We start from the raw sequence: 13157 nt of genomic DNA, 5'->3' as shown, positions 1-13157 counted from the left end.
GCTCCTTCGAAAGCGGGTTCATCCTGTACATGTCCACCCGACCCGCAAACGTCTGCCGCAGCACGAAATCGGCTCGCCGCCCTCGTCAGGGCGCCGGCGACCACGCCGGACGTCAGGTCGCGAGGGACGCGGCGAGCTCGGCGGGCGCTCCGGCGGAGCGGGGCTGCCACGACTCGAAGACGCCGTAGGCGATGATCCGCTCCGCGGTCGACAGCAGCGGATTGCAGCTCGTCATCGTGATGAGGCGGTCGGTCGGAGCGACGTCGCTCGTCCAGGGGACCGGATCGATGACCTGCACTTCGGAGGGCTGCACGTATTCGAGGTTCCGGAACCGGTAGGTGTACCAGCCGTCGGCGGTCTCGATGTAGATCGCATCACCCAGTTGCAGCTCATCGATGAGGTGCATTCCTCCGCCGGCGGCGGAGCGGTGCGCGGCGATCGCGAAGTTCCCCACTTCGCCGGGCATCTGCGTTCCCGGGTAGTGGCCGATGCTGCCCACGTCGAGCACGTTCTCCGCGTCGACGCCCTCAGCGATCGTGCGCACCCACCCCTCGCCGTACCGGGGGATATAGAGGTTGCCGAACGTGGTGTCTAGAGCTGCGACTGGCGCGATCACTGGGTCGCCGGGGGCGGCCGGCTCAGCACTCGGCTCGGACGGCGCCTCAGCGGACGGGGCGTCATCACCCCAGCTCTGGCGCAGCTCGGCCGCTTGATCTTCCTGCCGGCCCGCGATCACGGCGTCGTTCCACCACAGCTGCCAGGCGAGGAACAGCAGAACGAGGACCCCTGCGGTCATCAGCAGCTCGCCGAGGACGCCGAAGAAGGACAGGCGGCGACGAGCCGAACGGCGTCGGCGCCGCGACACGTCCACGGATGACGAAGCGGTCATGCGCAGGAGTCTAGGTGTGCCGCTCTCACCGGCATCGCTACGGGAGACGTCTCGTGCGGGAATCGTTCGACGGTCCGACGTTTTGGGCCACTGCTCGTTCTCGCGCGCCGTCGCCGTCCCTTCCGCTGCCTGCCCTGACCCACTGGCAAGCGCGTCACCGCAAGCGAATCGCGTCGCAGTGTTCAGCCCGGAGTGCACCGGGCCGAACGATCAGATAGCGACGGACGGTGTAGTAGCTGCTCCATCCGGCGTGTTTGTGCGAATACTCGGGTTCCGGGTGCGTGACGGGTAGACGAGGGCTAGACCGGCAGCTGCAATCCAGCACGCCGTCCAGAGGCCGTGTCCGGGAGTGCCGTCGGCGCTGCCCCATTCGACCCAGAAGAATCCGGGGTCTGCCACAGGGCAGGCGAGAACAACTGCTGCAACCGTCGCTACCCCTGCGGGAACCTAGGGAACGAGGCGTGCGACCACCAGAGCTACAACGACGAGAGCGAGGGCACCCCAGAGATACAGAAGGGGCATGAGGTCGTACGACGACATGGCCTCAGCGCAGGACGGGTTCATTTCATTCCATCTAGCGCCCGTGCATGGCTGCCAGTAGGACGACGTCGCCCAGGTCACCCACAGCGCGACGCCCATGAGCGTAGCTGCGCACGCCAACCGGACTAGAGCCTTAGTGTGCTGGCGTCGCCCCATGCTGAAAATGCTAGTCCGCCGACCGTCCCGGTGGACGATCGTTCATCGGTGCACGCAGACGCGACACCGAGCGCCTGTCGTTCCTCACGGTCGCCTGCACAGCTCGTCGCTGCGTCCCAAACCTCGTGCAGATGACCGTGAACGTTCAGGTCTTCGAGTTCGTCTGCACAACCGACGTGAGCGCGCCGGAATCGTCAGCCGCAGTAGTGATGCTCGAGTACTTCACCCCTCGAAGAAGTAGTGCAGCACTCACCCCGCCGACTACAGCCGCCACGACACCGAGACCGACAGCGATCCCCGCCGTCATCGGATCACCCACGACGGCAGCTACGCCGGCCGCAACAACCCACGGAACGCTCGACCCTACGGCCGGCCCAATAGGGCTGATCAGCGGGGACGACTCGGTGGCTCGTCCCGACCGCAGAGTGATCAGAATCGCCACGAATCCTCCGGCGACGGCAGCCAGGGCACTGACCCCACCGATAATGGCGCCCACCATAATCAAGTAGGCGAAGGCGCCCCACCCGCCCTGTTCGCGGAAGTCGGAGTTACCCGTAAGGACCAATCCCAGACCGAGCAGCGCACCCAGCACCACGCCGACGGGTACAGCACAGAGAGCGGCCCTCCGATGAAGATGGACGATTTGCCGCATGTAGCCACGTTAGCCGGAGAGTCTCCCGGTCAGCGCAATGGCCGTCCCGTAAGAGGATCGTTCACCGATGCGGATCTGACCCGAGTGGTCCAGCGCGCTCCTGCCGTTCACCCGTTGGTCCGATAGTGATGTTGTGCAGACGCTGTCGCTCAAGGCTTCCGCAGCGATCGCGGGCGCAATCACTCTCCTCGCCCTCGTCGCGGGCGTCTTCCTCGACGGATTCTCGTTCGCGTGCAACGAGTCCCTTCCGCCTCAGTGCACGGGGTTTGACGTCGCGTGGCCGGCTCTGTGCTCTGTCGCCCTCGCGACCCTTGTTCTCCTGGTCGTAGCGATGCGCGCCAGCAGGCGCTCTCACGCTCGATGGAGGTGGCTGTTGCTCGCCTTGGGCGTGGTCGGCGCCGTCACCAGCTGGGTTCTCGCTCTGCGTACCGCCATGATCATCGGTTGAGCAGCCCACGGCACGGTCGAACGACCGCTTGTTCCGTATGGAGATCGTTCATCGGGGCGAGGGGGCGGTGGCCTTCGCTTCGACCGTGTGGATCTAGCTCAGGTTCACCTTCGAGTTCTATGTTGAGCCCATGAAGCGACTCGCGACGTCAGGCCAGTTGGTTGGATGGACAATCGCCTTGCTCGGGGCTGCTGGTGCCGCCGCGTTCCTGGTGCACTGGAGCTCGTGCCTCGGTGGCCTGAACGAGGGTTGCTACAGCGCCACACAGTCAGACTTCACGTGGATCGCCACAACGATCGTCTGGGCCGTCGCCTTCCCGCTCGTGATATTCGGCGCCTTCGTACTCTCGCCAGGACGACCCGTCACGCTGATTGGTGTTGGGCTCCTCATGGTCATCAACCCCCTCACCGACCCTGGAGCGTTCTTTCTCCCGTGGGATGTCGCGGACACCTTGCCCTTTACCGGCGTCGCCACGTCGCTAGCTGCTGTGACTGCAGGTGTCCTCCTGGCCGGATCTTCCTACCGAGCCCGTCGGCCCGATCACAGCCGAGTCGGGAAGCCAGCGCCCGCTGACGTCGCCTACTGACCTTCGATCGGACTTGGGTCGTCCCGTTAGGGGATCGTTCACCGGTCGCGTATCCAGCTACGGGCAGCGGTAGGTCTTCGCGAAGTCGGTTGCCGTGAACTGCCTTCCCTCGGTCATAGAGGTCAGTGACGGGCAGATGTCGTTGTTGTGCGCCGCCGCTACGAAGGGGGTCGCTGCTTGTGGGACGCAGCCGTAGTCCTGGTCGGGCTGGTCGAGGATTCGCAGCTGACCTGTCTCCCCGGCGGCGAGGTGAAGATCGGACCAGGAGCAGGACCAGGTGAGTGAGGCTCCGGTGTCGTTGGTGATGCTGACGTAGTGGGAAGGGCCATGCACTCCGAACAGCAGATCACCCACCCACAGAACCGCGGCCGCCACGACGGCTAGAGCTCCCAGCGCGATCGACAGTCTCACCAACCGTCGTTGGCGGGGTGGTGTCTGCCGGTCCGGCGAGAGTCTGCTCGGGTCCCAACTGTCCAGGCGTTCAACCACGGCGTATCCACCCCTCGGCGCGACGTGAAGCGGCCTCGACCGCCGCCGAGCTCGTTACCTTGAGTTCTCCCACGGGAGAAAAGTAGGCGTGACGCGGCTCTCACCACGAGGAGCTACCGACTCGCGACCGAGAGTGTCCTGTAAGGGGATCGATCCGCGGGACGCTTTCAGCGGACTGCTCGGAGGGGCTACTGCTCGTCTTTCCGGGCTGCTCGGCCGACGAAGTGCACGGACCGTCGAGCGTCGACGAGTTCGCGCTTCTCGAAGTGGCGAACGACGAAGGCTCCTGCGACGAACGAGTAGCCGATGCCCTCCGCGATTCGTGTGAGGACCGGGATGGTGCTGATGATCTGTTCGACGGTGGGTGATCCGTTGGCTTGGTAGGGGGCGATCCAGAACGGCACGATCGTGCCGAAGACGATGCCCAGGAGAATCCCGGCGACACCGATCCAGAACATGGAAGTGGACGAAAGTGCTCTGAGCATGGGATCCCCGGAATGTTCGGTGGGCGAGTCGAGAGGCGCCGCTGTCGGACGCGCCGTCCTCGCTCACGGCTGATCGGTCTGGTTACAGGCGCAGGTTGAGCGCGGCGAGGACGGTGACGAGGCCGGCCGCGACGACGACGACCGTCAGTGCAACGCGCCCCGCCGTACGGCGGAGAAGGCCGGTCATCGTGGCGGCGTCCGCCACGCGAGTCGCGATCACGAGGTCAGGAACGCCGGCCGGCGGTTGCGGTGGCGTCGTGGAGTCGTCTTCGCTGGCCGGGACGCTCACGGTCTGCTGAGCCGGCTCGATCCGATCGGGCAGCTTCTTGAAGCGGCCATCATTCGATTCGCCCACAGCGACCTCCCCAGCGGTCGCCGCATCGCGACCCTCCTTCGTGACTGTAGCCGTGCAACTCCATTGCGTCAGCGTGAGCGCGTAGCGGCCTGGAGCTGGAGACTGCTGCGGCGCACGTCTCCTCTCCACTCCTCGAGCGTCCACTGATCGGGTCCCGTAGAGGAACCTGCTGCTTCCCGAGCGCGCTGCTCGCTGCCATAGATTCCAACGACGTCGGTGGCGTCTGCCCAGAGGGCTGTCCTGAGGAGGAGGTAGTGCTCACCGTCACTGCTGTTCTTCACGCCTCGGATCCTCGTCGGTTCCGACGTCGTTCGGTCACCGTGGCGCGAGGTATCACAGTGCTGGCGCGCGTCCCGTATCGGGATCGACCACCGGACGCCCTGCTCCTTCGTCGAGAGACGGAGGATGACCGGTTGATCGTTGACGTTTTGCACCGCGGCTAGTGCGCCACGGCGGTCCAGTTCGTACGCTCAGCACATGACTGTTCCGGGGAACGCGCGGAGTCGACGTCGGCAGCTCCTGATGTGGGTTCTGGCTTCGCTGGTGGTGTTTGCGCTGGTGACTCTTGTTGTCGCCTTCGTGGCAACCCAGCTCAACGCTGCTGCTTTCGCCAGACGCCCGGAGATCGAGAACTGGGCTGACCCGAGCAGGGGAACATACACGCTCGGGCTCGGATGGGGCTTGGTCGCCGCCGCAGTCACCGTCGCGGTCGGCGTCACCGTCGATCGTCTGCGGTTGCGCAACGCAAGGTAGAACGGCGTCCCATATGGGGATCGTCGTCCGGACGGTAAAACTACCCACTGCTATCCAGCGTCCGGTAGGGGGTCGTCAACCGGTCGCACGCGAGTTGCGTGCGCCGCCGCGGCGTGGCGCGGGCGGGGCCGTCTCGTTAGACCTGTCCGGTGGTGATTCCGCTGAGGGGGCGTGAAACGGGGCAGGGAAGGCCGAGCGCCAGGCCGGCTTGTCTATCCCGGGTTGGGTGGTTGCGGGGCTGTGTCGTTGAGGCGGCGATAGTAGGCGACGTCGAGCGCGCTGAGGTGGGTGAGGAGGCGTCCGGCGCGGTCGTGCATGGTCATGGAGCCGTCGTGGAGGCTCGCGATGGCGCCGACGCGGTGCAGCATCAGCACTGTGTCGAGGCGTTCGGCGTAGTGCAGTTCCAGGAAATACACCAGCGGCGGATTGCCGGCCCGGCCTGGGGTGAAAAGGGCGGTGGGCTGGTGTCGGGTGACGCCGGTGTCGCGGTTGAGCTCGCGGAAGATGTACCGCTCGCGCAGCCACGGCCCACCGAGGATCATCGCGACGAGGACGACGACCCCGGTGATGACGAAGGGGTTGAGAAGAACGGCGAGGTCGTTGCCGGTCATCATCCGAGCATGTCCCGGGGGCGGTCGCGGTCCTCGGCTGCTTCGGTGTCCGCGGCCAGCTGCGCGACTCGCGCTTCGATGTAGACGGTGCGCATCGTGGCGTCATGGTCGAGTTGCAGGACTTGCAGGAGGCGGTGCAGTTGTACGGTGCCGGCCGAGGTTTTGCCGGTCAGGATGCGTCGGACGGTGCGCGGTCGGAGCCGTGCGAACACGGCTACCTTCTGTGCGCTCCAGCCCTGCGCCTGCACGGCTGTGGTCAGTACCGTGCCGAGCGCGGTGTCAAAGTGCTGGGGCGCCAACCCGATGAAGTCCACTCAGCCAGGCTAGCCATGCGATTCGTACGCGAACGTGGGTTCAGAGGACGGGTGGTGGCGACCCGTCCGGTGGGGAGCCAGGTGGCGGGGCGTCTAACGAAGCAGTTGGAGCCGCTCGTCAGGTTCGGTCGTTCGTCGTTTCGTCGTCGCCTGTTCGGTCTGGCGAGTTGGGGGTGCGGAGGGGCCAGGCGGGCCACCAGCCGTTGTCGAGTTGGCGCAGGGTCGTGGTGGCGTGTTCGAGGTCGTCGGTGGTGAGGTCTCTGTCGGGGGCGCCACTGCTGCCGGTGTAGCCGCTGCCGTCAACGGCGTGGAGCTGGGTGTGCAGCCACCGGCGACTTCCGAGGGGGTACGTCTCGCGGAAGCCGCCCGCGGCGATGGAAAGGACGGCTTCTTCGAGGCGGTCGGCGGCGGTTTCTGCTGATTCGTCGCAGGCATCGCAGGAGCAGTTCGGCAGGGTGGCGCGGAAGAAGACGCCTGCTTCCACTTGGACTGATTCGTCGGTTGCAGTGACGGTGATCGGGGTTCCGGCGCGAGGCTGCAACCGGATCTGCTGTGTCCCGTCGTGGTCGAGGTGGCGGACGTCGACGGAGTACCAGCGGTGGAGGTAGTCGGCCAGGGCGTCGACGTCATGGCGTAGGGGTGCGAAGCGTTCTGGGTGGGAGACGCGGGAGTACGCGTCGTCAGGTGGGTGGTGGTCGGGCCAGCGCTGCCCGTATTCGATGACGTGGCCGTTGTCGTCGCGGAACTCGATGGGAGGGAAGGCGGCGCGTTGGAACGGAACCGGTGGAACCGTGAACGGCGGTGGAGTGACATCGTGAGCGAGCGCGGTGATTTCGCGGTCGTCGAGGTCTTCTTGATCCCAGGTGGACAGCATCTCGAGGAACGGTTCCCGCTGCTCGGGACGCTGCACCATGGTTCGCACGAGGGCGGCGACCGGAATGGAGCGGACGTTCGTCCCGATTTCCGGCTCGTTGGTGACTCGCCAGGTCGCCGCGGGATGCACCACCGCGATCACGTTCCCGACGAACCGGGCTGCGGCGTCGGCAATCTCTGGCGTCGTCAAGGCGGTCGGATGCTTGGCCAGGAAGAGCCACACTCCCGACACGTCACCAGCAAGGCTCTCTGGGTCCACGCCATGGCGTTGCAGGAACTGAACGAAGAGATCGAAGCCGTCGACAAACCGCACAGGAGTCGGAAGCTCTGTTGCGGGCCGGAACGTCGCAATCGCGGACGAACCCAATTCCGGCATCGACCCGATCTCGCCAGGGAACATCTGTGTTGTCATCAGCTTCCTCCCGCGCCATGAACGACTCCGACAGTGCTCACCATGTCAGCGCCCCGTCACTCTTCAGACGCTTGTAGCGCCGATGTCGAGGCGCGAAGGTAGGCGTACACCGTCTCCCGGCTGATGCCATATTTCTTTGCCAACGTCGTCTTCGGCACGCCGGCACCAGCCCGCTCGCGCAGCTCCGCGACCTGCGCGAGGGTAAGCGAGCGGGCGCGGCCTCGGTAGACGCCGCGCTGCTTGGCCAAAGCGATGCCCTCGCGTTGACGCTCCCGAATGAGTTCGCGTTCGAACTCTGCGAACGCGCCCATCATGTTCAGCAGCAGGTTCGCCATCGCGCTGTCCTCACCAGTGAAGGTGAGCTGTTCCTTGACGAACTCGACCCGGACCTTCTTGTCCGTCAGTCGGCGCACGAGCCGGCGGAGGTCTTCTAGGTTCCTTGCGAGCCGGTCCATCGAGTGCACGAGCACCGTGTCTCCGTCGCGGACGAACCCGATCATCTCTTCGAGCTGCGGACGGTTCACGTCCTTGCCGGAGGCCTTGTCCTCGAACACCCGATCCAGCGTCAGGCCGTCGAGCTGGCGCACCGTGCTCTGATCCAACGTGCTCACCCGCACGTACCCGACCCTCTGACCCGACATGCCGCCTCCGACCCCTACTTGTCCAGTTGAAGTCTAAGAGCCGCAGGGGCAAGTGTCAGACAAGGTCCGACACGGCCCTATTCGGACGCGCTTCGGCCATGGTGCCTGACGTCCGGTTGGGGTGTACCTCAGCTAGACGGAGCCCCCGTCACCCTCCGGTGCGGTCGCTCGCAGTGCGTGGCGGGCGCTGCTTCGCGCCTGGGTGGGAGGTGGGCGCTACGTGGCCGCTTCCTCCATTTCGGTGATGGGAGCCGTATGAGTGGCAGCGTGGAGGGTGTTCAAGGGAAGCAAGAAGAGACGAAGGAGTACATCATGCGCACCAGCACGAGCAACGAATTCGACACCAGCTCGGCCAACCGTCAGAACCACCCGGGACACGGCTTCCGCCGGTCCCGCATCGCTGCGGGCCTGCTCGCAGCATCACTCACCGTCGCAGTCCCGATCGTGGGCGCCGCGCCGGCCTTCGCGGACACCACAACTCAGACAACCACCGCCGTCGCTGACTCCGGCCGCGCCACTGGCGTTACCGAGGGAGCGAACAGCGGCGCTGCCGGTCAGTGCACATGGGGTGCGAAGGAAAAGTTCTTCGAGGCGACCGGGCTGCGTCCCGCCATCTACGGCAACGCCCTCGACTGGGACACCAGCGCCGCCGCGAACGGCTGGACTACCGTCCTGGATGCTCAGGCTCGCAGCATCGTCGTCTTCGAGCCCGGCGTGCAGGGGGCGGACCCCACCTACGGTCACGTCGCCTGGGTCGATTCCGTCGAGCAGCGCGCTGACGGCCTCTACATCAACATCACCGAGATGAACGGTGCCGCCGGACCTGGCGTCTACAACACGCGAACTGTGCAGGACGTCGTGGGCATGTCCTACATCCTGGCTCCGTAGGGTCACCGCAAGAGGCGCTCCGCGTCCGCGAGTGTGAAGGCGGGTGACCCATGGGCCGCCCGCCTTCACCCTGTCCGCGTACCTTCGGCCTCCCGATCGGTAGGCGTCGCTTGCACCGTAGAACGATGCGACGACTCGAACTCGGAGCGGATGGCAGGCGGCCTCAATCACTCACTGACGTCGCGATCGCTGTCCTTCGCGCTCTCCTAGGACGGTTCCTGGACTTTGGGACGGTTGATCGTGTCACCGTTCCACGACAGGTCGGAGTCCTCATCGACGGGGAAGGCCTCGAATCGGCCGTCAGTGAGGATCGCGCTTACGAGCGTGTGCGAGCCGGCGACGATGGTGGAGTCCCAGTCGATCTCGGTGGCGAGCACCCAGGCGTGATCTTCAGGCCAGAGTAGTTGCGGCGCTTCCTCGCCGCGGAGGCCAATCTCGGGACCCCATCCGGGTTCGGCAAGCTCCGCCATGCTCGTGGCGGCCAGTATGTAGTCGTATCGGTCAATGCTGACCGGCCTGCCGAGGAGGTTCTGGCCGGTCCCACCGACCCAGTACGCCGCGAGCGCATCGCCGGGCGTAGTGGTCGCCGAACTGAGGATGGGTGCGAGGGCGGCGAGTACTTGCGGATCGAGTCGTCCGACGTCACTTGTGCCGCCGCGCGGCTCGTCCCTGCCTAGGAGCCGTTCCCACTGGACGAGCGGGTGCATGACCTTGCCGGCAGTAGCAGCAACGTCCGCCCACCGCTGGCGTTCCCAAATGTCATCGCCGTCAGGTCGAGGGTGAAGGACACGGGCGTACGCCTCGAACCCGTATCCGGCGACCGAGCCGACTCGTGCCCAGCTTCGCTCTCGCTGCATGCGCAGCCCAAGCCATTCGGCCCGCTCGACATCATCTGTGATCTCCATGGCCATGACCCTGGCAGGCCGGCACGGCCACGCCAAGACGAGTCGTGGTCGACCTGACGCCGATCGGACGCCACGCCATCGAGCTGATGAACCGAGCTTGGCATCGTGGCGCGGCTGAGGGCGCGCCGTTCGGGTCGGCGCACCCCCGCCGGCGGGCTTGGCGCTCTCGCGTCACAAGCCAAAGATCGGCGGTCCAGGTCCCCGCTCAATCCATGCGGAATCATACACATCGGTTCCTGAGTGATCTGCCGAGCATCAGCCAAACGGGGGAGGGCGATGGGGATAGTGCGTGATGGTTGGTCGTTCAGGTCTGGTATCTCTGGTGAGCCGGGGTCGGGAGGACCTGTCGGCGGAGGGGAAGCGGTGGGGGCGTACGACGAGGCGGAGGATCTTCCTTCACCGCCGCGGCACCATCGTGGCGTCACCGTGGTCCTACTCGTTCTGCTGACGTCGGTGCTGGCCGGCGTCGTCGCTGTCTTCATGTTTGCGGTCGGGTCGCTCGATGACTCGACGTCGGGAGCGGTGCCGCCGTCGGGGAGTGGCCAGGAGCTGGTGTACGAGCTCGTGCCCGTGTTGAACGATGATCCGGCGATCGCGAAGCTTCTTCCCGCGAACACCGAGTCAGACAGTGCAGGCTTGCGCGATGCGTGCGGGGCGCTCGCGGACCGCGATTCGGAGTTCACGATCATCGACGGCGCGACACCTGCCACGTTTCGGGTCGCCCTGGACGCGGCCGCAGACGCGCCGGAGCCGCAGACTTGCTGGATTGGGTTCCGCTGGGTCAAGGACGAAGGCTGGCGCGCTTCCGCGATCCGTCACTGACCACAGCTGAGCGTGGACCACCGTCGGCGTCACGGCTTGTAGGGGGACCAGTCCTGTGAGGGAAGTTCGCGCAGCTCCTCGTTCACCCAGACGCGCCAGCACGTGTCGGTGCGCTCCTGAAAAGCGCCGCTGATGGTCTCGTGCGACCAGCCGTCACGCGATTGGATCCAGCGGACGAGCCAGACCATTTGACCGGCCAACGGCTCAGTGTTGCGCGACATGTGCTCATCATCCTGGACGTCTGCCCGCGCAACGTGTGCTCGTCAGTAGTGGAGCTGTGTGCTCCATCCGTCTCGGCCGCGACCGGTCCACTGGGTGTAGTACAGGCCGCGCTTGTTCAAGAACGGCCCCACGTAATCCAGGCCCGCCGGCCGGTCAGAGCTGGCGCGAACGAAGAAGTTCTCGGGGCCGAAAAGCGGAAGCCCGGTCTCGGCCAACGTGGTGCCGGTCCCGTCGAGAATCGTGAGGCGCCACTGGTCCTCGACGTACTCGACTGTCGCCATCTCGGCGGAGCTGAAGTCGATCATGCGCGGAGCATAACCACCGCACGTTACGCCTGGTGTCGTTTCGCTCGGGTGCGGCTTCTTCCCCTGGGAAGCGGCCCGACCCGGCATCCCCCGACGCGGGGCCGGGCCGCTACTCCCGGCTCAGGGGCCGAGCCGCATCCGAGCCGGGAGCACTGGGGCCGGAGCGAACGGCACTCCGTACATGCCCGACCATAGGTGCCGACTGTGCCCACGGGAGGAGGGTTGACGGCCCTGAGCAGCAGCCGGCGAGTGGTGCTCTCGGCCGCGCTGTGTGACGCGGCCGAGAGCAGAGCGACACCGACGACCCCTCGTCGGTCTGCCGCGCGCGGCGTCGAGGTCCCCACTTCTCAACCGCACCGCCACTTTAGACACGAAGTGCCGAGACGGTGAGCGTGAGCGGAGCGAGTCGAGCAACTCCTGTCAGCGCCGCTCGGCATCCTGACGGCTGGCCGCGCTTCGCTTGCGCAGCTCGCTGACTACCGACTTTGAGGCTGCCAGAAGGGCGCGCTCGTCTTGCGCGTCGGCATCGACTGGGACGACGACGAACGCGCTGTTGGCGTTCACCGTCATCCGTACTTCCATGACCTGCCCATCCACGCGCAGCGCGGGAATAGCGATCGACTCGGAGTGTCCGCCGGCGGCGATCGAACCGACGAAGGCGAGGAGGGCCGTGCACACGTCGTCGGTGGACGTGAACGTCGCGGAAGCTCTCATCCGTCGTCATCACCTACGCGATGTAGCGCTCCGGTGAGCGTCCGGCAGGGGCCGCTGATCGGAACTCTTCCCGAGGGGAGCATTCTCTGAGGCCATCCATCCGATAAGCGGCGCGATGCCGGAGGCGGGTGGCCGTCAGGAGTGCCCCGGAGGGGTATCCCGGAGGGACGCGCAGCGCTCTTGACGGTCGGCCGGCGCAGGCAAGAGTGAAGCGTCGGATGGACGGCCGGACCGCAGCCTGCGCGCACGTCGCGGGAAGGCAGAAGCCCCCGCGAGCGTGACTGCTCGAGCGGGGGCTTGCTACTCGACGAGGGCGGTCGTCGTGCGCGATCGACCTACTCGTTCGGCCACGACGCCAGAGCGTCATGGGGGACGATTGTCGGCACTCCGTCGACGGTCTGGATCGTCGTGCCGGGCTCTCCGAGTCCGGCGGCGTGCGCGATCGCCGCGAGGACCAGTCGCGTGTGTTCGAGGTCGAGCCCGGCGACGTCCTCGCGGAGGTCGACAGGGACACCCTGACCGAGCGACGACGCGATCCGCGCGACGCGCTGTTCGCCTCCGCTGAGCGCTCCGATTTCGTAGCCGAGGCGGTCGAAGTCGATTGCGCTCGTGTGCCAGGCGTTGTCGGTCTTCACCCACGGTGCTCCGGCGTACACGAGGCCCGATCGGATCAGCAGTTCGACGGCGGCCGTGAGCGGGTTGGCCCCCTCCGCCCAGGCGCGGACCTGGCCGTGGAGCGCGGCGGAGTCGTTGTCGGTCATGCAGCGTTCTCGATGGACGCGGAGCTGTCGCTCTCGGTCGAATCGGCGGGAATTCCCTCCGCCGACGTTGTGCGTCGCGCGCGGGTGACGCGAGCGCGAGTCTGCTCGGGTCGCGGCACTCCTGCTGCGCGGAGTTCCTTCTCCGACCATCCGGCGGCGAGGGCGTCCGCCCACGCCTTGCTGTGTCGGTTCTGCGCGTCGCTGAGGGTGGCGCGTGCGGTGTCGGTGTCGTTGGCTGCGGAGACGATCGTGCGGACCGCCTCGACGCGCTTCTCGACGCTCTGTTCGAGCAGTCGGCGGGCGGCGTCGGCGGCGTCGTCAGGGTTCCTCGTGTGG

General features: G+C 66.3%; 20 protein-coding genes. 5 read left to right on the top strand and 15 right to left on the bottom strand.

Annotation, left to right across the window (positions count from 1 at the left end):
* Positions 1-112 precede the first annotated feature (112 nt).
* Both C5C36_RS15600 and C5C36_RS15595 read right to left on the bottom strand, forming a co-directional pair.
* Positions 113-889, bottom strand: a complete 777-nt coding sequence (locus C5C36_RS15600; RefSeq protein WP_104238310.1) for a class E sortase — start codon at positions 887-889, stop codon at positions 113-115.
* 841 nt (positions 890-1730) lie between these two features.
* Entirely contained in the window at positions 1731-2237 is a 507-nt protein-coding gene (locus C5C36_RS15595; protein WP_146076974.1) for a hypothetical protein, read from the bottom strand.
* A gap of 133 nt (positions 2238-2370) precedes the next feature.
* On the opposite strand from C5C36_RS15595, the gene C5C36_RS15590 reads away from it, so the two are divergent.
* Together C5C36_RS15590 and C5C36_RS15585 are read left to right on the top strand one after the other, a co-directional pair.
* Positions 2371-2685 carry a hypothetical protein gene (locus C5C36_RS15590; RefSeq protein WP_104260277.1) on the top strand — a complete coding sequence of 105 codons (315 nt, stop codon included), beginning with the start codon at positions 2371-2373 and terminating at the stop codon, positions 2683-2685.
* A gap of 130 nt (positions 2686-2815) precedes the next feature.
* Positions 2816-3271 (top strand): hypothetical protein, encoded by a 456-nt coding sequence (locus tag C5C36_RS15585; RefSeq protein WP_104224249.1) that lies wholly within the window; start codon positions 2816-2818, stop codon positions 3269-3271.
* A 57-nt stretch (positions 3272-3328) separates the two neighbouring features.
* Here C5C36_RS15585 and C5C36_RS15580 read toward each other — a convergent pair whose 3' ends face one another.
* The 3 genes from C5C36_RS15580 to C5C36_RS15570 all read right to left on the bottom strand — a co-directional run bounded on the left by C5C36_RS15580 (position 3329) and on the right by C5C36_RS15570 (position 4600).
* Complete coding sequence (locus C5C36_RS15580) at positions 3329-3604, bottom strand: hypothetical protein (RefSeq protein ID WP_146078503.1); 276 nt, start codon at positions 3602-3604, stop codon at positions 3329-3331.
* Positions 3605-3948: 344 nt separating this feature from the next.
* Positions 3949-4218, bottom strand: a complete 270-nt coding sequence (locus tag C5C36_RS15575) for a hypothetical protein (protein ID WP_104224259.1) — start codon at positions 4216-4218, stop codon at positions 3949-3951.
* Positions 4219-4327: 109 nt separating this feature from the next.
* Positions 4328-4600 (bottom strand): hypothetical protein, encoded by a 273-nt coding sequence (locus C5C36_RS15570; RefSeq protein ID WP_104227086.1) that lies wholly within the window; start codon positions 4598-4600, stop codon positions 4328-4330.
* A gap of 477 nt (positions 4601-5077) precedes the next feature.
* Here C5C36_RS15570 and C5C36_RS15565 point away from each other — a divergent pair, with 477 nt between their 5' ends.
* On the top strand, positions 5078-5353 hold the full coding sequence (locus C5C36_RS15565; RefSeq protein WP_146078850.1) for a hypothetical protein: 276 nt from the start codon (positions 5078-5080) through the stop codon (positions 5351-5353).
* A gap of 212 nt (positions 5354-5565) precedes the next feature.
* On the opposite strand, the gene C5C36_RS15560 is transcribed toward C5C36_RS15565, so the two are convergent.
* The 4 genes from C5C36_RS15560 to C5C36_RS15545 all read right to left on the bottom strand — a co-directional run bounded on the left by C5C36_RS15560 (position 5566) and on the right by C5C36_RS15545 (position 8204).
* Entirely contained in the window at positions 5566-5964 is a 399-nt protein-coding gene (locus C5C36_RS15560; RefSeq protein ID WP_104227088.1) for a hypothetical protein, read from the bottom strand.
* Complete coding sequence (locus C5C36_RS15555) at positions 5964-6278, bottom strand: helix-turn-helix domain-containing protein (protein ID WP_104227089.1); 315 nt, start codon at positions 6276-6278, stop codon at positions 5964-5966. Before C5C36_RS15555 ends, C5C36_RS15560 begins: the two co-directional genes overlap by 1 nt.
* Before the next feature lie 118 nt (positions 6279-6396).
* The gene (locus C5C36_RS15550) at positions 6397-7563 is read right to left on the bottom strand and encodes a DUF6226 family protein (protein ID WP_104227090.1); all 1167 of its coding nucleotides are present in this window, start codon (positions 7561-7563) and stop codon (positions 6397-6399) included.
* Positions 7564-7619: 56 nt separating this feature from the next.
* Positions 7620-8204 (bottom strand): recombinase family protein, encoded by a 585-nt coding sequence (locus C5C36_RS15545; protein ID WP_104227091.1) that lies wholly within the window; start codon positions 8202-8204, stop codon positions 7620-7622.
* Between the two features lie 312 nt (positions 8205-8516).
* Between C5C36_RS15545 and C5C36_RS15540 the strand changes: the two genes are divergently transcribed.
* Positions 8517-9092, top strand: a complete 576-nt coding sequence (locus C5C36_RS15540; RefSeq protein WP_219812207.1) for a CHAP domain-containing protein — start codon at positions 8517-8519, stop codon at positions 9090-9092.
* A 206-nt stretch (positions 9093-9298) separates the two neighbouring features.
* Here the strand turns inward: C5C36_RS15540 and C5C36_RS15535 are convergent, their stop codons facing one another.
* Positions 9299-9997 carry a hypothetical protein gene (locus C5C36_RS15535; RefSeq protein WP_146078502.1) on the bottom strand — a complete coding sequence of 233 codons (699 nt, stop codon included), beginning with the start codon at positions 9995-9997 and terminating at the stop codon, positions 9299-9301.
* Positions 9998-10360: 363 nt separating this feature from the next.
* On the opposite strand from C5C36_RS15535, the gene C5C36_RS15530 reads away from it, so the two are divergent.
* Positions 10361-10819, top strand: coding sequence for a hypothetical protein (locus C5C36_RS15530; RefSeq protein ID WP_104227094.1), 459 nt, complete (start codon positions 10361-10363; stop codon positions 10817-10819).
* Positions 10820-10848: 29 nt separating this feature from the next.
* Here C5C36_RS15530 and C5C36_RS15525 read toward each other — a convergent pair whose 3' ends face one another.
* From C5C36_RS15525 to C5C36_RS17910, 5 genes are all read right to left on the bottom strand, one after another.
* Positions 10849-11040 (bottom strand): hypothetical protein, encoded by a 192-nt coding sequence (locus C5C36_RS15525; RefSeq protein ID WP_104227095.1) that lies wholly within the window; start codon positions 11038-11040, stop codon positions 10849-10851.
* Between the two features lie 42 nt (positions 11041-11082).
* Positions 11083-11346 (bottom strand): hypothetical protein, encoded by a 264-nt coding sequence (locus tag C5C36_RS15520; RefSeq protein ID WP_104227096.1) that lies wholly within the window; start codon positions 11344-11346, stop codon positions 11083-11085.
* A 420-nt stretch (positions 11347-11766) separates the two neighbouring features.
* The gene (locus tag C5C36_RS15515; RefSeq protein WP_104227097.1) at positions 11767-12060 is read right to left on the bottom strand and encodes a hypothetical protein; all 294 of its coding nucleotides are present in this window, start codon (positions 12058-12060) and stop codon (positions 11767-11769) included.
* Positions 12061-12395: 335 nt separating this feature from the next.
* The gene (locus C5C36_RS15510; RefSeq protein WP_104263457.1) at positions 12396-12821 is read right to left on the bottom strand and encodes a hypothetical protein; all 426 of its coding nucleotides are present in this window, start codon (positions 12819-12821) and stop codon (positions 12396-12398) included.
* The coding region (locus tag C5C36_RS17910; RefSeq protein ID WP_219814910.1) for a hypothetical protein at positions 12818-13157 on the bottom strand (340 nt) is incomplete at its 5' end. The genes C5C36_RS17910 and C5C36_RS15510, both read right to left, overlap by 4 nt.

It is taken from the genome of Rathayibacter sp. AY1G1 (assembly GCF_002932095.1).
Taxonomy (GTDB): Bacteria; Actinomycetota; Actinomycetes; order Actinomycetales; family Microbacteriaceae; genus Rathayibacter.
This window is presented reverse-complemented; position numbering and strand designations above follow the sequence as displayed.